We start from the raw sequence: 25,812 nt of genomic DNA, 5'->3' as shown, positions 1-25,812 counted from the left end.
GTTTGCTGCAGAGCGGCATAACCGCGACCGACCCCGCGCCGCCATCATGAAGTCGATGCCGGTCTGGCAGAATCTGTCGCGAAATCGCACCGACTCTGGATTCCACTACATGCGTGTCCGCATCGAGGACGTCGCCGCAGAGGCCGGCGTGTCCATGAAGACCGTCTCGCGGGTGCTCAACCGCGAGCCCAACGTCGCCGCGGCTACGCGCGCGCGGGTCGAGGCCGCGGTCGGCAAGCTGCGCTACACGCCGCATCCCTCGGCGCGCACGCTGGCCGGGCGCCGCTCATACCTGGTCGCGATGCTCTACGACAATCCGTCGAGCAACTACCTGATGGAGGTCGAGCTTGGCCTGCTCGACGCCTGCAAGGCGCACCACTACAACCTGATGCTCGCGCCGCTGGTCTACGACGCGCGCGACATCGTCGACACCGTCGAGGCGATGGTCGAGCAGTCGCGCCTGGATGGGGTGGTGCTGACGCCGCCGATCACCGACGACCCGGCGCTGCTGGCGCGGCTCGACGAGCTCGACGTGCCCTACGCGAGCATCTCGCCGATGGAAGCGCACCGACGGGTCGGCGTGACCGTGGACGAGGGCAGCGCGGTGCGCGAGATGATCGCGCACCTGGTTTCGCTGGGGCATCGCCGCATCGCGCACATCAAGGGGCACCCCGCACACGGTGCCACCGGCTGGCGCTTGGCCGGCTATCGGGCCGGACTGCGCGAGGCCGGTCTGGCCTTCGATCCTGCCCTGGTCGTGGATGGCGAGTTCTCGCACGAATCGGGATTCCGCGCTGCAACACGACTGCTGGCACTACCCGAGCCGCCGACCGCGATCTTCGCGGCCAACGACGACATGGCGGCCGGTGTGATCTGCGCGGTGTACGAGCTCGGGCTGCAGGTGCCGCGCGATGTCTCGGTCTGCGGCTTCGACGACACCCCGATCTCGCGCCATATCCATCCCGCGCTGACCACGGTGCGCCAGCCGACGCGCGAGATGGGCCAATTGGCCGGGCTGGAACTGCTCAAGGCGCTGCGCGATCGCGACGAGGCCGGCATGGTCGAGGTGCCGTATACGTTGCAGCTGCGCCGCTCTACCGGCCCGGCGCCGCGCTGATCGGCGCGCCGAAGGGGCGGCCGCGGTCGCTCCCGTCCATCCGGGACGGCATGGCTGGGACACAGCGTGCGCTGGGGCACGCACAATGGGCCGTCGAGCCGGTATCTTCGGCATTCGAGCCTGACCGGCGCCGGCGCATCCGCCGCGTCGCACGTGCCACTCCGGGGACATGGATATGAGCAGCCCAAGCATTGCCGGCGACGCGTCCGCGCGCGCTGCCGAGAACACCCGATTCATCGTCCTGATCAGTTGTGTCGCCACGATCGGCGGCTTCCTGTTCGGCTTCGACAGCGGCGTCATCAACGGAACGGTCGACGGCCTGCAGCAGGCCTTCGGTTCGAGCAAGGCCGCGCTGGGCTTCGAGGTCGCCTCGATGCTGCTGGGCTGCGCGATCGGCGCGTTCTTCGCCGGCCGGCTCGCCGATCGCTGGGGGCGACGCAGCGTGTTGATCATTTCCGCGGTGCTGTTCCTGTTGTCCGCGATCGGCTCGGGTGCGGCCACCAGCTCGTTGATGTTCATCGCCGCGCGCGTGCTCGGCGGCTTCGCGGTCGGCGCGGCCAGCGTGATGTCGCCGGCCTATATCGCCGAAGTGGCGCCGGCACGCTACCGGGGCCGGCTTGCGACAGTGCAGCAGATCGCGATCATTTCCGGCCTGTTTGCGGCCTTCCTGAGCAACTATCTGCTCGCCCGCAGCGCCGGCGCATCGACCGACGCGCTGTGGCTGGGCGCGCCGGCCTGGCGCTGGATGTTCTGGATGATGGCGTTCCCGTCGCTGCTGTTCCTGGCGCTGTTGATGCTGATTCCCGAGAGCCCGCGCTACCTGATGGTCAAGCGCCGCCACGGCGAGGCGCTCGCGGTGCTGTCGCGGCTGTACGGCCCGGTGCAGGCGCAGACGACGCTGGGCGAGATCGAACGCTCGCTGGCCGGCGATCAGCATCGCCCGCGGCTGTCGGACCTGGTCGACCGGGTGAGTGGCCGCATCCGGCCGATCGTCTGGGTCGGCATCGGTCTGGCGACGTTCCAGCAGCTGGTCGGCATCAACGTGGTGTTCTACTACGGCGCGGTGTTGTGGCAGGCGGTCGGCTTCTCGGAAAGCGATGCGCTGCTGATCAACGTGCTCTCCGGTGCGCTGAGCATCGGCGCCTGCTTGGTCACCCTGGTCTTGATCGACCGCATCGGCCGCAAGCCGCTGCTGTGGATCGGCTCGCTCGGCATGGCGGTCTCGCTGGCGGTGCTGACCTGGGTGTTTGCCAGCGGCGCGCTGGTCGATGGACACCTGCAGTTGCCGGACGGCATGGGCACGGTGGCGCTGATCGCGGCCAATGCCTACGTGGTGTTCTTCAACATGTCCTGGGGCCCGGTGATGTGGGTCATGCTCGGCGAGATGTTCCCCAACCAGATCCGCGGCTCGGGCCTGGCGGTCGCCGGCGCCGCGCAATGGACCTCGAACTTCGCGATCACCATGAGCTTCCCGGTCCTGCTGGCCGGCATCGGCCTGGCCTCGGCCTACGCGATCTACATGGTCGCCGCGTTCGTCTCGGTGGGCTTCGTGCTCAGGTACGTCCGCGAGACCAAGGGCCGCGCGCTGGAGCAGATGGAGGGCTGAGGCGGGGTCGAGGGGCGCGTCGCCCGAACGCCGTGCCGGGGGCGGGATGCCGGCGGGCGTTCAGGCCGGCGCGGCCGGGCAATAGCGCTGCAGATAGTCATGGTGCGCGGGCAGCGCATCGACCGTGCGCTGCACATCGGCGCGGACCGCCGAAAGGAAGCCGCGCAGCTCTTCATCGCCCATGAGGTCGGGGACGGGGTGGCGATGCCGGGGCACGATGCCCTGGCCCAACATCACCTGGATCCAGGAGTTCTCGGCGAACAGTTCGCCCGGCACGTGATACACGGTGCCGGTTTCTCGGAACAGGTCGATGCGATGCTGCAGCGTGTCGGGCAGCGGCATTTCCGCGACATATCGCCAGTACGCCGAGTCTCGCCGCTCGGTGGCGTGGTAGTGCAGGATCACGAAGTCGCGCACGTGCTGCAGTTCCTCGTCCATGCGCGCGTTGTATTCGGCGATGGCCGGCGCGGCGAGCACCTGCGGGAACGCCTGCAGCAAGCGGACGATGCCGCGCTGGATCAGATGGATCGTCGTCGACTCCAGCGGCTCGATGAAGCTGGCCGCCAGGCCGAGCGCGATGCAGTTGCCGCGCCAGCTCTGCAGGCGGCGACCGGGGCGGAAGCGCAGTTGCAATGGCTCGCGCAGCCGCTCGCCTTCGATGCTCGACAGCAGGCGCGCCCGGGCCGTGTCGTCGTCGACATGGCGGCTGGCGTAGACGATGCCGTTGCCCATGCGGTGCTGCAGCGCGATGCGCCATTGCCAGCCCCAGGGCTCGGCGATCGCACGCGTGTATGGGGCTGGCGGGCGGACCGCCGCGGTCTGGGTCGCGATCGCGCTGTCGTTGAGCAGCCAGTGCGACCAGTCCTCGAAGCCGACGCCGAGCGTCTGCCCGATCAGCAGCGCGCGAAAGCCGGTGCAATCGACGAACAGGTCGCCTTCGATCGTGCGGCCGTCGGTCAGCTGCAGCGCGCGGATCAGGCCCGAGTCCGGGTCGGCGACGACCTCGCCGATCCGGCCCTCGATACGCCTGCAGCCGTGCGTCTCGCTGATGCCGCGCAGGAAGCGGGCATACCGTCCGGCATCAAGATGGTAGGCGTAGTTCATCCGGTAGTCGGACAGATGGGCGAATCGGTGCCGCAGCGCGGCCTGCAGTTCGATGCAGTAGGCCGGATAGTCCTCGGCCAGGCCGCGCTCGCGGCCGCGCATCCAGAAATGCTGGAACCCCGCGCTCCAGTGGTCCTTGCCGGTGATGCCGAACGAGTGGAGATAGCGATGGTCGGTGTTGCGCCAGCCCTCGAAGGAGATACCGAGCTTGATCGTCGCCTGCGAGGCCGCCATGAAGGCCTGCTCGTCGATCCCGAGCAGCCGGTGGAACGTGAGCATCGTCGGAATCGTCGCCTCGCCCACGCCGATGGTGCCGATATCCTCCGACTCGACCAGCGTGACCTCCAATGTGCGGCCGAGCAGCTTGCAGATTGCGGCGGCGGCCATCCATCCGGCTGTGCCACCGCCGGCGATCACGACCCGCCGCACGGGTGTCTGCGGCAATAAGGACTCGGACGGCGACGATGGCGACATGACGCTCCTTAGCGGTTGAGGCGTTGCAGCAGCCGCGCACGCAGTCTGCGCGCGCGTTCCGCATCCAGGGGGGCGAGCGCCCCGCGTGCGGCATCGGGAATGTGCGCGGCGGTGGCGTCGCCGGGGGCGAAGACGTAATGCTCGAACACCTCGCGCCAGATCGCCCGTTGCGCCGGCGGCAGGTCGCGCACGCTCAGCAGCGCATGCATCAGCGCATCCATCGGTGTGTCCATCCAACCCGGCGATTGGCGCCACCAGTAGTTCACCAGCACGTTGAAGGGCTCCAGGCCCTCCATGTGGTGCCACCACATCGACGGAATCAGTACCGCATCTCCGGCCGCGAGCTCGGCCACCTGCGCATGGCGCATGGCCTCGGCGAAGCGGGGGAAGCGCTGAAGGTCGGGCGCCGCGAAGTCGACCAGGCTGATCGGCTGGCCGGCCGGGGTCAGGTCGAGCGGACCGACATACAGATTGGCGAGCTGGTCGGGCGGAAACAGGGTGACCCGCCGCCGGCCCGCGGCCACACAGGCCAGGTTGTCGGGCAGGTCCTGGTGTGCGGCAATGCGCGTGCGATTGCCGATCCAGATGCTCGCCAGCGGTGTGCGTTCGCCCAGCCCGACGACGTTGTCGCCGCGCAATCCCGGCAGCCAGGTGTCGATCGTCGTCGAGGCCACATAGATCGCGGGTGGCGCGGGATCGTCGAGATAGTTCAGCAGCGTGCGCAGCACCACCGGCAGCGGCACCTGCTCGCGCCTGAAGTTGAAGCCGTCAAGCGATGGGGTGTAGAAGAAGCGGCCCGCGATCTCCGGTGGCCCGACTGTGACGACCACCGGCGGCGCGTCTTCGCGCGCAAGATCGGCCAGGTAGCCGGCAGCGGCCTGCGCGCTTTCGCGTGCGGCGCGCACCAGCGGCCAGTCCGCAACCAGGCCACGCAGCACGACCGGCGTCTGGCTGCGCAGGATCTCGTCCGGAAGCGCGTCCGGACGCAGATCCTGCCGCTCGGCGATGGGGTCAGCGGACCAGGCCATCGGTACGGTTGGTCCGGTCGATGAGGTCGCGCAGTCGCGACATCGAGGCCATCGCCATGTGGATGGCCTCCAGGTGACCGGCGGCGTGCAACTGGCCGGCGGTATCGGGCGCCAAGCTGCGGACGCGGTCCTCGGCGATCGTCAGCAGGCCGTCGAGCCGCAGCGTGCGGCCGCTGTCGAGCCGGACCTCCAGTGCGAGGGGCTCGAGCAACTGATGGGCGGCCAATGCAGCGACGAACCCGGGCACCGTCGCCAGCCCGTCGTGAAGCGCTTGCAGTACCGTCTGCACGCGCGCAAGCAACGGGCTCAAGCCGCCGTGCTCGAGAAACAGCGGCTGTCCGCCATCCGTGCGTAATCGAGGACTGTCGAGATCGACGTGGATCGTCGGGCCCGCCTCGCTGTGACCGATCAGGAACGGTTGGCGCTCCATCGCCAGTGGGATGTAGGCCGCGTCCCATCGCCCGTCGACGAGGAAGACGTTGTACCCTCGCTCCAGACCGAACAAGGCCAACGGCTGGATGCGGTCCTGCGCATCCTGGTGGAACACGATCGGGTAGTGCGCCTGGATGTCGCGGAACTCGCCGGGAAAGGTCTGCGCCAGCATCACGCCATCGCCCAGCGAAGCACCGCGCGCGGTCTCTACGCCCAGCGTGCGGTGTTCGATGCTGTCGAGCGGGACGTGTCGGGGCATCTCCGGGACCTGCGCGATATCGGGACGGCGGGCGGTCGGTACGGCGCGCGGCTTGCAGCCGTGCGCCGTACCGGGGCGACCGTCAGAAACGATAGCGCAGTCCGAACATGTAGCGCGGTCCGGTCTGGGTCGCGAACCGGAGCATGTTCGTGTGGCGGGCATGCACGCGATAGGTTTCGTCGGTCAGGTTGATCGCTTCGGCATGCAGCGAGAGCTGGTCGTTGACTTGGTAGCTCACGTTGAGGTCGAGCTGGCCGTAGGCCTCGGTGTAGTTCGGGTTGGGCCCCTGACCGCCGATGCCCGACAGGAACTCGTCGCGCCAGTTGTAGGCCGCGCGGACCTGCCACCGGTTCTTGTCGTAGAACGCGACGACGTTGGCCGAATCGCTCAGGCCGATCATCGGATACTGCGTCCCAAGGCTGGCATCGTCGAACGTCAGCCCTGAATCGACGATCGTGTAATTCGCCGACACGCCGAAGCCGCTCTCTCCGAACATGTGCTGGACGTTGAACTCCCAGCCGTCGAGCGAATCCGAGCGCTGGTTGGCCGGCGTGCTGATGTCGAAGCCGGCGATCGGGTCGCCCGGCAGACCGACGATGCTGCCGGTCCGCTCGCCATTGGCGTTGACGCCGGTGTAGTTGACGCCCGGGTCGCCTGCGTGGTTCAGGAAGATGTAATTGCGGATGCAGACCAGGTCGGTGTTGCCGCAGCCATTGGCGACCGCGTTGTTCCAGTACGTGCCGCCGACCGGGGTGTGCAGGTTGAACGGCGTGTCGCGCACGATCGTGTCGCTGATGAAGTTCTTGATGTTCTTGCGGAACCAGCCCACAGATACATAGCTCGCTTCGCCGTAGTACCACTCGAACGACAGGTCGAAGTTGGTCGATTTCAAAGGCTCGAGCGCCGGGTTGCCCTGGGAGCCGTCGCCACCGTCGACACGCACGATGTTGGCCAGGCTCAGGCCGCCCTGGATCTGCTGCCAGCCGGGCCGTCCGATGGTCTGGCTGTAGCTGCCGCGCAGCACCATGTTCGGCGCGACCTCCAGGCTCAGGTCGAGGCTCGGCAGGAAATGATCGTACTTGCCGGTCTGACTGATGAACTGGCGCTCGCCGTCGTAGACGACATAGAGCTCGTTGGCCGAATCCCAGCTGATGCTGTTGGCCACGCGGGACAGGGCCTCGGAGGTGACATCGGTCTCCTCGTAGCGGACGCCGGCGGCGACCTTCAACGGCATCGACCAGTCGAACGTGCTGCTCCACTGCACATAGGCCGACTTGGATTTTTCCTCGGTGCGAAGATCGTCGGTGAACTCGGTCGGCGCACGGTAGTACGCATCGTCGCCAGCGACTTCGGCCGCGCGCTGCCGCAGCCGGTCGAAGTCGAACATCATGAAGCGGCCGGTGAAGCGCGGATCGTTGTGGCCGCGGAAGGCGTCGAAGTAGCGCGCCATGTCGTCGGCGTAGAAGATGCTGTCGTCGTAATCGCCAGGGCTGCCGAGGCCGCCCCAGGTGTCGCGCTGGGTCACCGCCGACGCAGACCGGTTGTTGACCTCGGTCAGCGATACGCCGAAGTCGAGGTTGGAGTAGTTCTGGAACTCGAAGCGGCCGCCCGCCTGGAACTGCTCGACCTCGGACTTGTTGTAGCTGTTCTGAAAGACTGAGCCGGTGACCACGACATCCGACGGGTTGATCTGCGAAACGCCCGGCGGCAGACCGATGGTCAAGATCGGGAACTCGCCGCTGTAGTCGACCGAGGTCGACGCGCGCTGGAACGCGGCGGTGCCGAGCACGCCGGCCGAGCCGTAGGGGCTGTCTGGGCGAGATTCGGCGGTGGAGTTGTGATAGTCGAAGCGCAGCTTCAGCGCGTCGGTGGCGTCCCATTCGACGTTGAAGCCGGTGGATTCGAGGGTGTTGCGTGTGGCCAGCTCCATGCCACCCATCGCGATATCGGCGTAGCGCGGGTTGCCGTCGTCGTCGAACGAGACGTTGTCCTCGCCGTAGTAGATCGGCGCGGCGATCGGGCCATCGGTCCACGCGCTGTCGCCGGGACCGTAGTTGAACCACACCGACAGCTCGTTGCGCTGCTGCTGCACCTTGTTCTCGGCATAGGTGTAGTCGAGCGTGGTGCGCAGGTTGTCGAGCGGCTGCCACTGGAATGTGGCCTGGCCGTTGGTGCGCTGGCGCTGCACGCCGTTGACGCTGTAGCCGGTGTTCTGCGGCCGGGCATAGATCGTGTCCGGGCCGGGTCGGTTGGTGATGCGGTCGTAGCCCGGCTCGCCCGGCAGCGGCAGGCGGTTCCAGGCGGCGGTGTCGTCGCCGCGCATCGTCGCCCAGCCGTCGGCCACCGAGGCCTGGCTGTAGCCCGAATCGCGTTCCTGGTAGCTGCCGCTCAGCGCGATGCCGAAGCGGCCGTCGGCCGAGGTGTTGCTGAAGATGCCCGACAGTTCGCCGGTGAACTTGCTGCCCGGATAGGCGTCGGGCAGGTTCTCGACCGAGGTGTCGTGCACGGCCTTGAGGCCGATGTTGGCATGGGCGCCCGGATTGTCGAGCGGGCGGGCGGTCTTGACGTTGATCGTCGCGCCGATGCCGCCGGTCGGAGTCGAGGCGCGGCTGCTCTTGAACACTTCGATCTCCGACACCGCCTCGGACGCGAGGTTGGCGAAGTCGAAGGCGCGCGAGCTGGACGTGCCGCCGCCGCCCGGGCCCAGGTTGGAGGCCGGCATCTGGCGACCGTTGAGCAACACCAGGTTGAAGTCCGGGCCGACGCCGCGGACGGTGACTTTCGAGCCCTCGCCGCTGGCGGTGCGGTCAATCGACACGCCCGAGATGCGCTGCAGCGACTCGGCCAGGTTGGTATCGGGGAACTTGCCGATGTCCTCGGCGACGATGCCGTCGACGATGCCCTGCGAGTCGCGCTTGAGGTTCATCGACGAGGTCAGGCTGCCGCGGATGCCGGTCACGACGACGGCGTCGAGTTCGGTGGCATCGGGCGACGGATCGGCGACCTGGGCAAGCGTCGGCGAGGCGATGGCGAGTAACAGGGCGGACGTCAGCAACCGCGGCTTGGGCGCGGCACGGAATGGCTTCATGGATCTTCCCCTCCCAAGGGATCTCACGAAAGTCGATCGAATTGTGGGCAGCGCACCGCGCGCGGAACACGCCGTGGGCCAGAGCGCATTAGGAAGGGAGACTGACAGCGTTGTCAACGGGGTGCTGCGCGCTCTGCAGGGGGCCGCCCGCAGGGGCGGCGGCGCTCACCGGCGGTGCACGCCGCCCTCGTCAGTCTCGACTGCCCGTCCGGGAGCCTGCAGATGATCCAAGACATCGATGTCGCGGTGGTGGGCGGCGGGCCGGCGGGCCTGACTGCGGCGACCTATCTGCGCCGCTTTCTGCGCAGCGTGGTCGTCATCGATGGCGGGCGCAGCCGGGCGCGCTACATTCCCGAGAGCCACAATTGCCCGGGATTCCCACAAGGCGTGTCCGGCACCGGGCTGTTGCGTCGCATGCGCGAACAGGCCGAGGCGTTCGCGGTCGAGATCACCACCGGCTGCGTGGACACGATCGCGCGGGAGGGCGAGGCATTCGTCGTCGCCGCGGCCGGCAGGCGCTGGCGCGCCCGCAAGGTCATCCTCGCCACCGGGCTGGCCGATCGCTTGCCCGAGGTCCCTTGGGCCGAAGCGGCGATCGCCTGCGGCGCGCTGCGCCTGTGCGCGATCTGCGATGCCTACGAGGCCTGCGACCAAGCGATCGCGATCTACGGTCCAGGGGCCGTGATCGGCGGGCATGCTGCCTTCCTGCGCAGCTATTCTGCGCGCATTGCGCTGCTGCCCACCGACGATGACGTCGCGCACGAGGCCATCGCACAGGCGAAGGGGCTCGGCGCCCTCGTACTGCCGCCCGGCGGGACGCTTGAGTTCGATGGCCGGCACTGCCGCTACCGCACGCCGGAAGGCGAGGTGCACCGCTTCGACACCGTTTATCCGTACCTGGGCTACGAGGGCGGCCCGTCGCTGCCGACCGGGCTGCGCCTGGAGAGCGACGACACCGGCGCGTTGGAGGTCGATGCGCACCAGCAGACCCGGGTGCCCGGGCTGTATGCGGTCGGCGATGTGGTCAGCGGCCTCAACCAGATCTCGGTCGCGGTCGGTCACGCGGCGATTGCCGCCACGCATGCGCACAACGCGCTGCCGTTCGTGCCGCGCGCGCCTGCGCCCGATAACCCGGGCGCAGGGCGCGACTCCTGATGTGGCCGGCGATGCCGCCGGCCCGGCTCAGAACTGGTAACGCACGCGCAGGCCGTAGGCGCGCGCATCATTGAGGAAGCGGATGTTGAGCCGCGATCCGACGAGCGCCTTCTGCGATACATCGTTGTTGAGCAGGTTGCTGCCGTAGAGCTCGTAACGCCAGCGCCCGTCGAGCGAGGTGAGCCCGATGCCGGCATTGAGCGTGACCTCGCCGCGCTGGCGATCGGGGAAGCCGGCCTCGGCCGCGCTTTCCTGCCGCACGAAGTTCCCGGCCTGATCCACGTACGTCACGTCGCGGTTGTTGTACTGGGTCAGGTAGTAGGCCGAGCGGTAGGACGCCAGCAACTGCCAGTCGAGCGAGCCGAACGACAGCTCGGTCATCTGCTGCAGGCGGATGTTGCCGGTGAAGCGCGAGGCGAGCGGCAGCTCGTTGCCGGTCAGGTCGATCAGCGATGTGACGCCGCCCTCGGCGTAGTTCTGGCTGCGCGCGTCGCCGACAGTGCCTTCCTTGATTTCGCTGTCGAGCGCCAGCGCGTTGATGTGCAGCATGAAGCCGGCGCCGAAACGCGTCACGCTTTCGGCCTCGATGCCGTAGATGGCCGAGCGGCCGATGTTGCGGTTGACCAGCGAGTAACCGGCCGGCTCACCCTCGGGGTTGAGCGAAATCACGGCCAGGTCCTGGAACACCTGATCGGTGTAGTCGTAGTAGAACGCGCTGACGTTGAAGTTGCCCGGGCGCCCGAACCAGCGGTGGCTCATCTTGCTGCCGATCTCGTAGGCCTTGATCGACTCGGGGCTGAAGGTTTCCGGGATCACGTTGACGTCGAAGGTGTCGTTGAAGCCGCCGGACTTGTGGCCGGTGGACACCGTGGCGTAGAGCATGTGGTCGTCGGTCAGGTCGAACTCCACGCCGGCGCGCCAGTCGTTGAACTGGAAACGGCTTTCGCCGAACTGCTGGGAGGGGATCGAGTTGACCGTCGCGACGCTGTAGCGGCAGTCCGGGGTGGAGGTGTCGCAGCCGAAAGCGCCGCCGTTGGCTACGCCGCCGATCTGGTTGGCAATGTTGTCGCGTTGTCCATGCCGCAGGATGCCCTGCAGCAGGAAACGGGCCATGTCCGCCTGCGAGGTCAAGCCGGTCACGTCGAAGTTCGGGCGCTTCATGAAAGCTGGCGCGAAACCTTCCGTCCCCAACCGCGTCGGTACGCTGTTGCCGTCAGCATCGATCAGTCCAATTGCCCAGTTGCCACCGATGCCGTAACGCGACTTGGCCTCGCGGGTGCGGCGCACACCGGCCTTGAGGCGGGTGCGGTCGTTGACTTCGAAGGTGCCGTCGGCGAACAGCGCGGTGGAGCGCCCGTTGACGCGTGGCATCGTGAACTCGGTGCCCGAGAACCAGGTGCCCTTGTCGGTCAGCGACAGGTAGCCAACCTGCTGGTCTTCGTTGAAGTGGAACGCGCCGCCGGTCCACTGGAAGCGGCCATCGCCCGACGAAGACAGACGCAGTTCGTGGGTCGTCGACTGCGACAGCGTCTCCCAGTACTGGGTCGAGAAGTTGTCGTAGTCGAAGCCGTCCGGATTGTTCGGTCCGCGCGGACTGACGTCGCGACCCGGCCACAGAATGCCTTCACTGGCCGCATTGGTCTGGCGGTAGTCGACGTCGCGGTAGCTGGTGTTGTACTCGGCGACGATCGGGCCGAAGTCGTAGCTCACGTTGGCCATCGCGCCCCAGTTGGTGCTGTCGAGCTTGCCCTGCGGGCCGCGATAGACCACGTTGCGCAGGTCGAGATCGTCGGGCGACAGGCCGGGGCTGTTGGGGCAGGTGTCGGGGTCGGCGCTGCCGCAGGCTGCGGTCCAGATGTTCGCGCCCGGATAGCCGGTGCCGCCTTCCTTGCCCATGTCGGCCATCGCGAAGACGCTGAGCTTGTCGTCGGGCTGGTAGAGGAACGACACGCGGCCGCCCTTCTCGTTCTGGATGCCGGCCGGATCGAGGCGCGGGTCGCCCGCATTGCGGAACGAGCTGTCCTTCTCGACCTTGTAGCCGGCAAAGCGCAGCGCCGCCCAGCCGCCGAGCGGCAGGTTGAGCGCGAATTCGCCGGCCTGGTGGTCGCGGTTGCCGGCCTCGAGCTGCACATAGCCGCCGAACGCCTCGAGATCCGGGCGCTTGGTGACGATGTTGAGCGAGCCGGCGAGCGCGTTGCGCCCGCGCAGCGTGCCCTGCGGGCCCTTGTTGATCTCGACGCGCTCGACGTCGTAGAACATGCCGCCCAGGCCGCGCGGACGCGCGATGTAGGCGCCGTTGATATGCGGCGCCGCGCCCGGATCGCCCAGTTCGGTGTTGTTGGCCGAACCCACGCCGCGGATGAAGATCTCCAGGTTGCCTTCCTGGTTGGCCATGCTCAGGCCGGGCACGACCGTTTGGATATTGCGCAGTTCGTTGTTGATGCCGAGGGCGCGGGCATCGTCACCGGAGATCGCCTGCGCGGTACCGGCGTACTTCTGCAGGTCCTGCTCGCGGCGCTCGACGGTGACGATCACAGAGTCGAGCGTCTTCGCCTCGTCCCTGTCGGCGGCGGTCGACGGCGCCGTGGTCTGGGCGGCGGCCGGCAGGGCGCCGAAGGCCAGCGCGGTGGCGATGGCGCAGCACAGGGCGCGCCGCGGGTGCGGTGTGTACATCGGATCCCCTCCCAAGGGCGTAGTGGCGCGTCGCGTATCGGGACGCGCTCGAGGGGCGCATTTAGCTTGGCTTTGACAGCGCTGTCAACTCGTTCGCGACGCGGCGTGATGCGCCCGCTTGGCGGCTGCGCAGGCAGGCGGGTTCGTGGCCGTGCGTGGTGTGCACTGCAGCATGGACTTGCGCAGCTGAAACGGCGTCAGCGTCGGCGCGTGTGCCCGCGCATCACTGCCAGCACGTCGTGGCAGGCGCCCATCGTGTGATAGTCGGTCTTGCCCGCGGGGCTCTTGAGATCGTCGTACTTGCCGTTACGACGGTCGAGGATGCGGTACCAGGCACCATGCGCGTGATCGACGAAATGGTCCCAGGCGTAGGCCCACAGGCGCAGGTAGTCGTCGCGGTAGCGCACCTCGCCCGTGGCCTCGTACAGCCGCCAGGCCGCCGCGATGGCCTCGGCCTGGACCCAGAAATACTTGTCGTCGTCGCACCAGAACATCGGGGCGGCCGCCAGGTCCGGCGGCGGCGCGTCGGGGTAGGGCGAGCTGTCGCGCAGCGCCTGCGGCGCGAAGCCGTAGACGATGCCGCCGTGCGTGGCGTCCCAGCCATGGGCCAGGGCCGTGTCGTAAAGATGGCGTGCGGTCGGCAGCAGCCAGTCGGGCGCATCGGGCCCCAGGTGCGCGCGCAGCGACAGCAACAGCTTGGCCCATTCGACCTGGTGGCCGGGCTGGAAGCCCCAGGGCCGGAACAGGTGCTTGGGGTCGTCGCGGTGATAGTCCCAGTCGACCGACCAGTCCGCGTGCCAATGCTCCCAGACCAGGCCGCCCGACAAGGCGGCCTGGCGCCGGGTCATGTGGTCGGCCAGGACCTGGGCGCGCGACAGATAGCGATCGTCGCCGCCGGCCTCGTGCGCGGCGATCAGTGCCTCGCACAGATGCATGTTGGCGTTCTGGCCGCGATAGGGCGCGTAGCGCCACTGTGCGTCGGCCTCGTCGCGGTACAGCCCCTGCACCGGGTCCCAGGCGTGCTGCTCGAGCAGGTCCCAGGTCTCGTCCATCGCGGCCGCGGTGTCGAGGCCGGCCTTGCGTGCGCTCGCCTGCGCCAGCAGCACGAACGCCAGCCCGTAGCTGTGATGGGTTCGGTCTTCGGCCGCGCCGTCGCGCAGGGTCCAGGCGTAGCCGCCGCTCGCCGGGTCGCGATGGACCTCGTGCAGGAAGCGCAGGCCGTGCAGAGCCGCGGCGCGGTCGCGGTCGGCATCGGGCCCATCCGCGAACTCGACGGCGGCCATCGCGAAGTCGTAGACGAAGCGGGTGCTGCTGACCAAGTGACGGTGGCTGCGGTCGTAGACCGTGCCGTCGTCGCGGAAGTTATGGAAGAAGCCGCCGGCCGGGTCGAGCGCACGCGGACGGTAGAACGCCATCGTGTCGGCGATGTGCGCGCGCAGCGTCTGGGGCGAGGTGAAGTCGGGAACAGGCGTTGCAGGCAACATCATTCAGCGGTCTCGAGCAGGCGGTCGACGGCCTCGCGCGCGGGCATCGCGTCGAAGGCGCCGTGTCGGGTGGTGGCCAGCGCGCCGGCGGCCGCGGCGTGCGCCAGCAGATCGGCGCGCAGCGCGGGAGTGTCGAAGGCGGCGGCCAGGCTGCCGGCATCGACCGCGCGGTCGGCCAGTCGCCACAGCAGCCCGGCGACGAAGGCATCGCCGGCAGCGGTCGTGTCCACGGCGCAGACCGCAAACGTCGGCGCCGTCCCGGCGCTCGTGCGCGTCCACCAGCGGATCGGCGCGGCGCCGTCGGTGACGACGAGCACATCGGCCGTTTCCAGAATGCGCCCCACGGTCGCGGCGGGGTCGCCGTCGCCCGCAAGGAACGTCAGTTCCTCGGCGCTGAGCTTGACCAGGTGGGCGTGTGTGAGCGCGCGCCACAGCGTCGGCGTCGGATCGGTTCCGGCCGACCACAGCGCCGGACGCCAATTGAGATCGAAGCTCACCAGTGCGCCCTCGCGTGCGGCGCGTGCCATGCCGTGCAAAGTGGCCTGGGCGATGGCGGGCTCGGTCAGGCTGTTGGAGCAGGCGTGCAGCACGGTCACGTCGGCGAAGGCATCGTCGGCGAAGTCGCGTTCGGTGAACAACAGGTCCGCGGCCGGCGGGCGGTAGAAGCTGAAGCTGCGCTCGCCGTCGTCGGCGAGCGAGACGAAGGCCAGCGCCGTCGGCGCGGCGTCCGTGCGTCGAACCTGCGACGTGTCGACGCCGTGCCGCTGCAGCGCCGCCGCCAGGGTGTCGCCGAACATGTCCTGCGCCAGCATGCCGACGAAGCGCGCCGCACCGCCAAGCGCGGCGACGCCGACGGCGACGTTCGCCGGTGCGCCGCCGGGCTGCTCGACGAATCGCCGCGCCTGGCCGGCGGTCGCCGACTCGGCACGGAAATCGATCAGCGCCTCTCCGAAGCAGGCGATGGTGCGTCGCGTCCGATCCATCAGTGCATCGCACTCGGGCGCGGCGTCGGCGTGCCGGCAGGCGCGAGCGCATCGCCCCGCACCCGCGAGCCACGCAGCCCGTACCAGATGATGTAGACGTAGCAGACCAGCGGAATGACGAACGACAGCTGGATGCCAACGCGGTCGGCCAGCGCACCCTGCGCCAGCGGAATCAACGCGCCGCCGACGATCGCCATCACCAGCAGGCTCGAGGCCTTGCTGGTCAGCGTGCCCAGGCGCTCGATCGCGGTGGTGAAGATGGTCGGGAACATGATCGAGTTGAACAGGCCCACCGCCAACGCGCTCCACATCGCGATGCTGCCGCTGTTGGTCATCGTCACCGTCAGCAGCACGCACACCATGACCGCGGCGAACGCGAGCAGTTTGCGAGCGTCGATCTTGGTCATCAAGGCCGCACCGATGAAACGGCCGACCATCGCGCCGCCCCAGTAGAACGCCAGGAAGCGCGAGGCCGCTGCTTCGCTCAGCCCGCCGATCGCGGGCTCGGCCATGTAGTTGATCAGGAAGCTGCCGATCGCGACTTCAGCGCCGACGTACATGAAGATGCCGAGCACGCCCCAGCGCAGGTGCGGGTGGGCCAGTGCTTCGCGGAAGGTATGCGGGTCACGGGTCGATGCGCCTTCGGCGCGCAGCGAGGGAATCCGCATCGTCACCACGAATACCGCCAGCAACAGCAGGCCGCCGGCCAGCATCAGGTAGGGCATCTCGACCGAGCGTGCCTCCGAGGCGCGGTAGGCGATCTGGTCGGCCATCGGCATCGCGGCGATCTGGTCCGCCCCCAGCACCGTGCCGGCCAGGATCAGCGGCCCGATGAAGTACGGGAACGCGGTCGTGCCGAACGAGTTGAGCGCCTGAGCGAAGGTGAGCCGGCTGTGCGAGGACTCGGGCGGGCCCAGCAACGCGATATAGGGATTGGCGGAGACCTGCAGCAGCGTGATGCCCGAGGCCAGCACGAACAGCGCGGTCAGGAACAGGCCGTACGAGGGCAGCCGGGCGGCCGGGAAAAACAGCGCCGCCCCGGCCGCGGCCACCAGCAAGCCGACGACGATGCTGGCCTTGTAGCCAATGCGCGAGACGATCGTGCCGGCAGGAATCGACATCAGGAAGTACGCGCCGAAGAACGTGAACTGGATCAGCAGCGTCTGCACGTAGTTCATCGAGAACACGGCTTTGAGATGCGGGATCAGCACGTCGTTGAGGCTGGTCAGGCCGCCCCAGGTGAGAAAGATCAGGCTCACCACCGCGATTGCGGCGGAATTGGACATCGTGGAACGGGGTGTGCTCATGCGTCGGCTCCGGTGGCCTGCGTCGGGACGTTGGAAAAGGAACGGCGGGCGCGCACGCGCCATGTCATGCGTGCGATGGGGGAGGCGGTGGCTTCGGGCGGCACCGTGCGCCGCCGGCCCGACAGGATCGTCCCTTGAACCGATTGAAGGTCGGACATGGTGACGCTGCCGAAGTCGGGCGGCATCTTGCAATGCAGCATGCGAAAAGCGGGATCGGGTGCTAGGGTCGAACGAATTGAATCGATACAAACGAGGGCGCGATGGCCAGGCTGGGGGCAGCGATGACGGTGGCGATGGGCGCGTTGTTGGGCGCGGGGGTGGCGCTGGCCGATCCGGGCACGGTGGGCGACAAGGCCTACCGCGCGGTCGATCCGTTCATCGGCACCGGCGGCGAGGGCCATACCTACCCCGGCGCGACGGTGCCCTTCGGCATGGTCCAGCTTAGCCCCGACACCCGCATCCAGCCACGCGAGAAGGGCTACGACTGGGCTGCGGGCTACCGCTACGACGACACCAGCATCGTCGGTTTCTCGCACACGCATTTTTCGGGCACCGGCCACTCCGACCTCGGCGATGTGCTGCTGATGCCCACGACCGGACCCGAGCGGCTCGAACGCGGCGACCCCGATCGCCCGGGCAGCGGCTACGCCTCGCGTTTCCGCCACGACGACGAGGTGGCGCAGCCGGGCTACTACGCGGTCACGCTCGACGATTACCGCGTGCGCGCCGAACTGACCGCCAGCGCCCGCGCCGGTGTGCATCGCTACACCTTCCCCGCGGGCGAGGACGCGCGCGTGCTGCTGGACCTGCGCACGTCGATGTACGACTACCCGGGCAAGATCCTGTGGTCGCGACTGCGGCGCATGCCCGACGGCACGATCACCGGCTTTCGCCAGACCCGCGGCTGGGCGCCGGGCCGGCAGTTGTACTTCGCGATGCGCTTCTCGCGTCCGCTGCAGGGCCACGCCTTCCACAACACCGAGACCGAGATCCTCTACAAAGGCTTCGCTCCGCCAGCCGACCGCACCCCGAGCGAACGCGCGCAGATCGAGGGCCGGCAATTGGTCGGCACCCTCGATTTCGGCAAGCTCGACGCGCCGCTCGTGGTCAAGGTGGCGATCTCGTCGGTCGACGAGGCCGGCGCGATCGCCAACCTCGACGCCGAAGTGCCGGATTTCGACTTCGACCGCGTGCACGCGCAGGCGAAGGCCCAGTGGACCCAGGCGCTGTCGGTGCTCGACATCGACGCGCCCGAACACGACCGCCGCAGCGCCTACACCGCGCTCTACCACACGCTGCTGGGCCCGACGCTGTTCATGGACGTCGATGGGCGCTATCGCGGACCGGACCAGGCGATCCATACCGCCGACGGCTTCGCCCACTACTCGACGTTCTCGCTGTGGGACACCTATCGCGCGCTGCATCCGCTGCTGACCCTGGTGCAGCCGGAAAAGCGCAACGCCGACTTCGTCGACTCGCTGCTCGCGCACCGCCGCCACAGCCCGTACGGGATCCTGCCGGTGTGGTCGTTCCACGGCCAGGAGACCTGGACGATGATCGGCTACCACGCGGTGCCGTTGATCGCCGACGCGTATCTGAAGGGCATCCGCGGCTTCGACGCCGACGCCGCGCTCGAGGCGATGACCGCCAGTGCGTCCTACGGCCCCTACGACGGGCTGCGCCAGTACATGGAACTGGGCTGGGTGCCGATCGATGAAGAAGGCGAGGCCGCCTCCAAGACCCTCGAATACGCCTACGGCGACTGGACGATCGCGCGCATGGCCCAGGCGATGGGGCGCGACGCGGTCGCGCGCGATTTCGCGCGGCGCGCGGCGAACTGGCGCAACGCCTTCGATCCTGAGACCGGCTTCATGCGCGCCCGCAACCGCGACGGCAGCTTCCGGGTGCCGTTCGACCCGACCGCCAGCGGCTACGGCACCGACTACACCGAGGGCAATGCCTGGCAGTACTCCTGGTACGTGCCGCATGACGTCGCCGGTCTGGCGACCGCCCACGGTGGGGCCGACGCGCTGCTCGACAAGCTGGACGCGGTGTTCGAGGCCGATGTCGACCCGGCGATCTTCGAGCACATGGAGGACATCACCGGCTTGATCGGCTGGTATGCCCACGGCAACGAGCCCAGCCACCATGTGGCCTATCTCTATGCGCATGCCGGCCAGCCCTGGCGCACCCAGGCGCGCCTGGGGACGATCATGGCGAGCCAGTACGCCGACCGACCCGACGGCCTGGCGGGCAACGACGACCTGGGCCAGATGTCGGCCTGGTACCTGTTTACCGCACTGGGCTTCTACCCGGTCGCACCGGGCAGCGGCGAGTACGTGATCGGCCGGCCGTTCCTGCCGCGCGCCACGCTCGACCTGCCCAACGGCAAGCGCTTCACCATCGTCGCCGACGGTCTGGCGGAAGGCCACGGCTACATCGGCGCGGCGACGCTCAACGGCAAGCCGCTGCGGCGCGCATTCCTGCGTCACGACGAGATCCTGGCCGGCGGCGAGCTGCGCTTCACCATGCAGGCCGCCCCCAACCGCGATTGGCCGGGCGTGGACGCCGAAGCGCCGTACTCGATGAGCACCGCGCCGGTGCGCTGAGCCGATCCCGGTCTTCCCGTGCAGCCGCGTCGCACCCGCGCGGCCGCGCGCTGTCGCGGCACGTCGGCGACGGCCGTCTCGCTCGGCATCCTCGATCCTCCCAGATCCGGAACGCGGCGCCTGAGCGCGCCGCCCGGTCCTTGTACGAGGGCATGACAACGCTGTCAATGCGTCTGGGTCCTCAGTGACGCGACCCGATCGCCGGATGAGCGTTGCGAAAAGGGCGCTGGGCGCCGCGACCGATGCCCCCGTGCCCGCGCGATCGTCCCGGTTCGACGCCCCGGCGCCCAGGTGACGCGTGCCCAGCCATCAGCACGGTCCACGATTGGCAAAGTCACAGGCCCTCGCTACGCTCCGCGCACCTCCCGCAGGCTCCCCCCATGTCGACCCCGCTGTCCGCGCCGCCCCGCCTCAACCCCCTGTCCTACGTCATCTTCGGTTCGCGCTGGCTGCAGCTGCCGCTGTACCTGGGCCTGATCGTCGCCCAGGGCGTCTACGTGTTCCTGTTCGTCAAGGAGCTCTGGCACCTGGTCCACGGCGCGACCACGCTGACCGAGCAGGGGATCATGCTGCTGGTGCTGGGCCTGATCGACGTGGTGATGATCTCCAACCTGCTGGTGATGGTGATCGTCGGCGGCTACGAGACCTTCGTCTCGCGCCTGGGCCTGCAGGGCCATCCCGACCAGCCCGAATGGCTCAGTCACGTCAATGCCAGCGTGCTCAAGGTCAAGCTGGCGATGGCGATCATCGGCATCTCGTCGATCCATTTGCTCAAGACCTTCATCGCCGCCGGCGAGGTCGGCCTGCCGGTGTGCGGCACCGCCGACGCGATCGCCGCGGCCGCCGCGCATGCCCAGGCGATCGCCGGCGGGCTGTCGCTCGCCGCGCCGGCCTGCACCAAGGTCACCACCGCCGGCGTCATGTGGCAGACGATCATCCACGGCGGCTTCATTCTCTCGGCGATCGGCATCGCCTACACCGACAAGCTGATGACCGGCAGCAGCGCTCGCCGCGAGCACGCCGCGCACTGACCAGAACCGGGGTCAGAGTCGATTTTCCGTGCCCGATATCGACGCTGGCCCCGAGCTCTGAGCGCCGCCACGCCTTCGGCCGCGTCGTCGAAAAATCGACTCTGACCCCGGTTTGGGAGGGGCGTAGAATGCGGGGATGGATGTCTCGCACCTGCTCGATGGGCTGAACGCAGCCCAGCGCCAAGCTGTTTCGGCGCCCGATTCGCACTATCTCGTCCTGGCCGGCGCCGGCAGCGGCAAGACCCGCGTGCTGACGCACCGGATCGCCTGGCTCAACGAAGTTGTCGGGGTGCCGGCGTACGGCGTGTTCGCCGTGACCTTCACCAACAAGGCCGCGGCCGAGATGCGCCACCGCGTGGACGCGCAGTTGCGCAATGGCGCGCGCGGCATGTGGATCGGCACGTTCCACGGCCTGGCGCACCGCCTGCTGCGCCTGCACTGGCAGGATGCGAAGCTGCCCGAGGGCTTCCAGATCCTCGACAGCGACGACCAGCTCCGGCTGGTCAAGCGCGTGGTCCAGCAGCTCGAGCTCGACGACGCGCGCTTTCCGCCGCGGCAGATCGCCTGGTGGATCAACGCGCAGAAGGATGAGGGCAAGCGGCCGCAGCACATCCAGGATGGCGGCGACGAATGGTCGAGCGTGATGCTCAAGGCCTACGCGCTCTACCAGGAGCGCTGCGACCGTGCCGGCCTGGTCGACTTCGCCGAGATCCTGCTGCGCGCGCACGAACTGCTGCGCGATACGCCGGCCTTGCTCGCGCACTACCGCCAGCGCTTCGGGCATCTGCTGGTCGACGAGTTCCAGGACACCAACGCGATCCAATACGCATTCGTGCGCGTGCTCGCGGGCGACACCGGCAAGGTGTTCATCGTCGGCGACGACGACCAGGCGATCTATGGCTGGCGCGGGGCGAAGGTCGAGAACGTGCAGCGCTTCCTGCGCGATTACCCGGGCGCGCAGACGATCCGGCTCGAACAGAACTACCGCTCCAGCGCCAACATCCTGGGCGCGGCCAACGCGGTCATCGCGCACAACCCCGACCGGCTCGGCAAGCAGCTGTGGACCGACAGCGGCGAGGGCGATCCGATCGACCTCTACGCGGCCTACAACGAGATCGACGAGGCGCGCTACGTGGTCGAGCGCGCGTTGCAGTGGGTCCGCGACGGTGGCAGCCACGGCGACATCGCGGTGCTCTATCGCAGCAATGCGCAGTCGCGCGCGATGGAAGAGCAACTGGTCGCCGAGCAGGTGCCCTATCGCGTCTACGGCGGCGTGCGCTTCTTCGAACGCGCCGAGATCAAGGACACGCTGGCCTACCTGCGCCTGATCGCCAATCGCGACGACGACGCCGCGTTCGAGCGTGCGGTCAACACGCCGCCGCGCGGCATCGGCGAGCGCACGCTCGACGAGGTGCGCCGGCAGGCGCGCGAACATGCGATCCCGTTGTGGGAATCGGCGCTGCGCTGCGCCCAGGGCGGCGGTCTGGCGGGCCGCGCCCGCAATGCGCTGGCCGGCTTCGCCCAGCTGATCGACGCGCTGGCCGGCGAGGTCGCCGAGTTGTCGCTCAAGGACAAGATCGATCACGTGCTCGCGCGCTCCAACCTGCGCGTGCATTACGCCAACGAGTCGAAGGGCAGTGCCGATTCGCGGGTCGAGAACCTCGACGAACTGGTCTCGGTCGCCTCGCGCTTCGTGCGCGGAGACGACGAGGAGAGCGCCCAGCTCACCGAACTCGTTGCGTTTCTGGCCTATGCCGCGCTTGAAGCCGGGGAAGGCCAGGCGCAGGCCGGCGAGGATGGCGTGCAGCTGATGACGTTGCACAGTGCCAAGGGTCTGGAGTTCCCGCTGGTGTTCCTGGTCGGCCTGGAGGAAGGGCTGTTTCCCAGCGCCCGCACCGCCGAGGAGAGCGGCCGGCTGGAGGAGGAGCGCCGGCTGGCGTACGTGGGCATCACCCGCGCGCGGCAGAAGCTGGTGCTGACCTACGCCGAGGCGCGCCGCCTGCACGGCCAGGACATGTTCGGCGTGCCGTCGCGCTTCCTGCGCGAGATCCCGCCGGCGCTGCTGCACGAAGTGCGGCCGAAGGTGCAGGCGACGCGCGCGACGTTCCCGCAGCGGCAGCGCCCCGACTACGGCCACGCCAGCCTGGCGCCGTCGGTCGGCGTGCGCCTGGGCCAGAACGTGACGCATGCGAAGTTTGGTGCCGGTACCGTGACCGATATCGAGGGCGACGGCGCGCATGCGCGCGTGCAGGTCAACTTCGACGAGGCCGGCAGCAAATGGTTGGTGATGGCCTACGCGAATCTGCAGCCGGCCTAGCGCACGGCATCAGGGCGCGCGGGTTGCGACGTTCGGACGCGTCGGCCCGTCGGGCGCCGGGCGTATATTCGGGACGACCCTCGTCATTCCCGGGAGCAGGCCATGTACCGCAACATCCTTGTCGCCACCGATGGATCGGAACTCGCCGCGCGCGGTGTCGAGCACGCGGCCACGCTCGCCGCAGGCCTCGGTGCGTCGCTGACCATCGTCACCGTCTCCGAGCCATGGAACACCGCGCTGACCGATCCCAGCGGGCTGGTCGGCTTCGATGAGTTCCTCAAGGACTACCGCGCCGCGGCCCAGGCCCGTGCCGACGACGTGCTCGCCGCCGCGAAGCAGGCCGCATCGCGGCATGGGGTCGAGGCCACGACGCTGTTCGTGGCCGAGCAGCCGCCGGCCGATGCGATCCTCGAAACCGCGCAGGCGCGCGGCATCGACGTGGTGGTCATGGCCTCCCACGGACGCCGGGGGCTGGGCCGGCTGTTGCTCGGCAGCCAGACCCAGGCGGTTGTGGCGCGCAGCGAGCTGCCGGTGCTGATCGTGCGATGACCTGAGCCGCTGTGCCTGCGCGGGCGGTGCCGACGCACGGGCTGCTACTCGCGCAGCGCGAACCCCGGCGACTCGTTGAGCTGCCCGTCGCCTTCGACCACCAGCCAGCGCCCCCCGGCCTTCTCGAACACGACCGGGACCGGTTCCCGGAACAAGGGCCGGCGCACGAAGCGCAGTTCCCAGCCCAGCGCCTCGAGGGTCGCGATCGCAGCGGCCTGTTCGGGCGTCAGATCCTGGCGCAGGGTGGCCGGATCAGGCGGGGCCGGGCGGCGACGTTCGGATCGGCTCATGCGGACTCTCGCTCGGGACGCGACGGATGCAGCGCGGCATCCGCTCGCCGCATCGTACGTGAAGGTGCCGGGCCCGCAAACTTCCGCGCCCGGCCATGACCTCCGGGTCTCGCGCCGCAGACACGGCAGGCTCTAGGCTGTACGGGTCCGGCCCGCGAGGCCACCTCAACCCGGAGAGTCGCCCATGGCGCCCCAGACCCCATCGTCGCCGCGGCTGCTGTCGCGGACGCGTGCCGCCGTTCTCGTTGCACTGGCCTTGCCGTTGGCCGGCCAGGCCGCAGAAGGCATGTGGACGCTCGACAATCTGCCGCGCGATGCGCTCAAGGCGCAGTACGGTTTCTCGCCCGACCAGGCCTGGGTCGACCACGCGATGCAATCGTCCGTACGCCTGGCCGGCGGTTGTTCGGGTTCGTTCGTCTCGCCCGACGGCCTGGTACTGACCAACGCCCATTGCGTGGTCGGCTGTGTGCAGGGCCTGTCGTCGCCGCAGCGCGATCTGCAGAACGCGGGCTTCGTCGCCAACGCCCGCGGCGACGAGCTGCAATGCCCGGCCGAGGAGCTCAACGTGCTGCGCGCGATCACCGACGTCAGCGCGCGCGTGGCCACGGCCGCCGAGGGCAAGCAGGGCCAGGCCTATGTCGACGCGCGCAACGCCGAGAAGGCACGGATCGAATCGGAATGCGTCGGCGATGCGGCCGACACCACGCGCTGCGATGTCGTGGAGCTCTACAACGGCGGCCAGCAGCACCTCTACCGCTACCACCGCTATTCGGACGTGCGGTTGGTGTTCTCGCCCGAGTACGCGGTCGGGTTCTTCGGCGGCGACCCGGACAACTTCAATTTCCCGCGCTACAACCTCGACGCTGCGCTGCTGCGCGCTTACGAGGATGGCAAGCCGGCGACGGTCGAGCATCACTTCACGCTCAAGCCCGAAGGCGCGCAGGCCGGCGAACTGGTGATGGTCACCGGCCATCCGGGCCGCACCCAGCGCCAGCTCACCGTGGCCCAGTTGGAGACGGTGCGCGATGTCAGCCTGATCAACACCCTGCTGTGGTTGGCCGAGCGCCGCGCGATGCTCGGCGAGTATGGCCGGCTCGACGAAGAAGCCGCGCGCCAGGCGCAGTCGGATCTGACCTTCACCGACAACAGCTACAAGGTTTACCGGGGGCAGTTGCAGGCGCTGCTCGACCCGCAGGTGTTCGCCGCCAAGCGCGCTGAGGAAGTGCGCCTGCGCGAAGGCGTCGATGATGCGCCCTGGCGCGAGGTCGAGGCCGCGCAGGCCACCGCGCGCCAGATCGCCGTGCCCTACATGCTGCTCGAACAGGGACGGGGCTTCGATTCGCGGCTGTTCTCGATCGCACGCACGCTGGTGCGTGGCGCCGACGAGCGCGCCAAGCCCAACGACGCACGGCTGCCGGAGTTCCAGGACGCCGGCCAGGGACGCCTGCGCCAGACGCTGCTGAGCGCGGCGCCTGTCTACCCGGCGTTCGAGACCGCCAAACTCACCTGGTCGCTGACCAAGCTGCGCGAACTGCTCGGCACCGACGACCCGCTGGTCAAGTCGGTACTCGGGAACCGCTCGCCGGCGCAGGTGGCCCAAGCCCTGGTCGAAGGCTCGACGCTGGACGATGTCGCCGAGCGTGAGCGATTGTGGACGGGCGGCGCCGCGGCGATCGCGGCGTCCGACGACCCCTTCATCCGGCTCGCACGCGCAGTCGATGCGCCGGCGCGCGCGGTGCGCCAGCGCCAGGAAGCGGAGGTGGGTGCGATCGAGTCGCGTGCGGCCACGCAGATCGCCAAGGTGCGCTTCGACAAGCTCGGCACCACTGTCTATCCGGATGCGACGTTCACGCTGCGGCTGTCGTACGGCGATATCGCCGGTTGGGAAGAGAACGGCAAGGCGATCACGCCGTTCACGACGATGGCCGGTGTGTTCGCCCGCAACACCGGGGCGGCGCCGTATGCGTTGCCGCAGCGCTGGCTGGACGCGCAGGCCCGGATCGCCGGCGACACGCGCTTCAACTTCGTCAGCACCAACGACATCATCGGCGGCAACTCCGGCAGCCCGGTCATCAACCGCGATGCGCAGGTCGTCGGCCTGGCGTTCGACGGCAATATCCACTCGCTCGGCGGCAGCTTCTGGTACGACCCGACGCGCAACCGCACGGTGTCGGTCCACAGCGGCGCGATCGTCGAGGCGCTGAAGTCGGTGTACGGCGCCGATCCGCTGGTGGACGAACTGCTGCACAAGTAACCGGCCGCTGCTGCACGCACGACGCCTCGCAGACCGGGGCGCCGTGCGCATG

18 protein-coding genes are annotated in these 25,812 nt (G+C 68.7%); 8 read left to right on the top strand and 10 right to left on the bottom strand.

The features are described 5' to 3' along the window. Positions 1-109 precede the first annotated feature (109 nt). Together ABE488_RS03555 and ABE488_RS03550 are read left to right on the top strand one after the other, a co-directional pair. Positions 110-1,117, top strand: coding sequence for a LacI family DNA-binding transcriptional regulator (locus ABE488_RS03555; protein WP_346444224.1), 1,008 nt, complete (start codon positions 110-112; stop codon positions 1,115-1,117). Between the two features lie 175 nt (positions 1,118-1,292). Next, a complete protein-coding gene (locus tag ABE488_RS03550; protein ID WP_346444225.1) occupies positions 1,293-2,723 on the top strand; it encodes a sugar porter family MFS transporter in 1,431 nt (476 codons plus the stop codon). 60 nt (positions 2,724-2,783) lie between these two features. On the opposite strand, the gene ABE488_RS03545 is transcribed toward ABE488_RS03550, so the two are convergent. The 4 genes from ABE488_RS03545 to ABE488_RS03530 all read right to left on the bottom strand — a co-directional run bounded on the left by ABE488_RS03545 (position 2,784) and on the right by ABE488_RS03530 (position 9,108). Continuing rightward, entirely contained in the window at positions 2,784-4,301 is a 1,518-nt protein-coding gene (locus ABE488_RS03545; protein WP_346444226.1) for a tryptophan halogenase family protein, read from the bottom strand. A gap of 8 nt (positions 4,302-4,309) precedes the next feature. Next, positions 4,310-5,329, bottom strand: coding sequence for a cupin-like domain-containing protein (locus tag ABE488_RS03540; protein WP_346444227.1), 1,020 nt, complete (start codon positions 5,327-5,329; stop codon positions 4,310-4,312). Next, positions 5,313-6,020 (bottom strand): SapC family protein, encoded by a 708-nt coding sequence (locus tag ABE488_RS03535; protein WP_346444228.1) that lies wholly within the window; start codon positions 6,018-6,020, stop codon positions 5,313-5,315. The genes ABE488_RS03540 and ABE488_RS03535 overlap by 17 nt, the downstream gene beginning before the upstream one ends. 82 nt (positions 6,021-6,102) lie before the next feature. Then, positions 6,103-9,108: a TonB-dependent receptor gene (locus ABE488_RS03530; RefSeq protein ID WP_346447186.1), complete on the bottom strand. Its 3,006-nt coding sequence runs from the start codon at positions 9,106-9,108 to the stop codon at positions 6,103-6,105. A 222-nt stretch (positions 9,109-9,330) separates the two neighbouring features. Here ABE488_RS03530 and ABE488_RS03525 point away from each other — a divergent pair, with 222 nt between their 5' ends. After that, the gene (locus tag ABE488_RS03525) at positions 9,331-10,263 is read left to right on the top strand and encodes an NAD(P)/FAD-dependent oxidoreductase (RefSeq protein WP_346444230.1); all 933 of its coding nucleotides are present in this window, start codon (positions 9,331-9,333) and stop codon (positions 10,261-10,263) included. 27 nt (positions 10,264-10,290) lie between these two features. Here the strand turns inward: ABE488_RS03525 and ABE488_RS03520 are convergent, their stop codons facing one another. From ABE488_RS03520 to ABE488_RS03500, 5 genes are all read right to left on the bottom strand, one after another. Next, entirely contained in the window at positions 10,291-12,936 is a 2,646-nt protein-coding gene (locus tag ABE488_RS03520; protein ID WP_346444231.1) for a TonB-dependent receptor, read from the bottom strand. Between the two features lie 197 nt (positions 12,937-13,133). Beyond that, the gene (locus tag ABE488_RS03515) at positions 13,134-14,423 is read right to left on the bottom strand and encodes an AGE family epimerase/isomerase (RefSeq protein WP_346447185.1); all 1,290 of its coding nucleotides are present in this window, start codon (positions 14,421-14,423) and stop codon (positions 13,134-13,136) included. After that, entirely contained in the window at positions 14,420-15,403 is a 984-nt protein-coding gene (locus tag ABE488_RS03510; protein ID WP_346447184.1) for a carbohydrate kinase, read from the bottom strand. The genes ABE488_RS03515 and ABE488_RS03510 overlap by 4 nt, the downstream gene beginning before the upstream one ends. Beyond that, positions 15,403-16,710, bottom strand: a complete 1,308-nt coding sequence (locus ABE488_RS03505; RefSeq protein WP_346447183.1) for a sugar MFS transporter — start codon at positions 16,708-16,710, stop codon at positions 15,403-15,405. The genes ABE488_RS03510 and ABE488_RS03505 overlap by 1 nt, the downstream gene beginning before the upstream one ends. Then, positions 16,707-16,910, bottom strand: coding sequence for a hypothetical protein (locus ABE488_RS03500; protein ID WP_346447182.1), 204 nt, complete (start codon positions 16,908-16,910; stop codon positions 16,707-16,709). The genes ABE488_RS03505 and ABE488_RS03500 overlap by 4 nt, the downstream gene beginning before the upstream one ends. 60 nt (positions 16,911-16,970) lie before the next feature. Here ABE488_RS03500 and ABE488_RS03495 point away from each other — a divergent pair, with 60 nt between their 5' ends. The 4 genes from ABE488_RS03495 (at position 16,971) to ABE488_RS03480 (ending at position 23,216) form a co-directional block, all read left to right on the top strand. After that, positions 16,971-19,319 carry a GH92 family glycosyl hydrolase gene (locus ABE488_RS03495; RefSeq protein ID WP_346447181.1) on the top strand — a complete coding sequence of 783 codons (2,349 nt, stop codon included), beginning with the start codon at positions 16,971-16,973 and terminating at the stop codon, positions 19,317-19,319. 380 nt (positions 19,320-19,699) lie between these two features. After that, positions 19,700-20,350: a TIGR00645 family protein gene (locus tag ABE488_RS03490; RefSeq protein ID WP_346444237.1), complete on the top strand. Its 651-nt coding sequence runs from the start codon at positions 19,700-19,702 to the stop codon at positions 20,348-20,350. Positions 20,351-20,486: 136 nt separating this feature from the next. Then, positions 20,487-22,667: a DNA helicase II gene (uvrD, locus tag ABE488_RS03485; protein ID WP_346444238.1), complete on the top strand. Its 2,181-nt coding sequence runs from the start codon at positions 20,487-20,489 to the stop codon at positions 22,665-22,667. A 102-nt stretch (positions 22,668-22,769) separates the two neighbouring features. Then, complete coding sequence (locus ABE488_RS03480; RefSeq protein ID WP_346444239.1) at positions 22,770-23,216, top strand: universal stress protein; 447 nt, start codon at positions 22,770-22,772, stop codon at positions 23,214-23,216. Between the two features lie 44 nt (positions 23,217-23,260). Here the strand turns inward: ABE488_RS03480 and ABE488_RS03475 are convergent, their stop codons facing one another. Next, positions 23,261-23,506, bottom strand: coding sequence for a hypothetical protein (locus tag ABE488_RS03475; RefSeq protein ID WP_346444240.1), 246 nt, complete (start codon positions 23,504-23,506; stop codon positions 23,261-23,263). A 184-nt stretch (positions 23,507-23,690) separates the two neighbouring features. Between ABE488_RS03475 and ABE488_RS03470 the strand changes: the two genes are divergently transcribed. Continuing rightward, positions 23,691-25,760: a S46 family peptidase gene (locus tag ABE488_RS03470; protein WP_346444241.1), complete on the top strand. Its 2,070-nt coding sequence runs from the start codon at positions 23,691-23,693 to the stop codon at positions 25,758-25,760. Positions 25,761-25,812 lie beyond the last annotated feature (52 nt).

The sequence above is a fragment of the Luteimonas sp. TWI662 genome (assembly GCF_039673825.1).
GTDB lineage: Bacteria > Pseudomonadota > Gammaproteobacteria > Xanthomonadales > Xanthomonadaceae > Luteimonas.
This window is presented reverse-complemented; position numbering and strand designations above follow the sequence as displayed.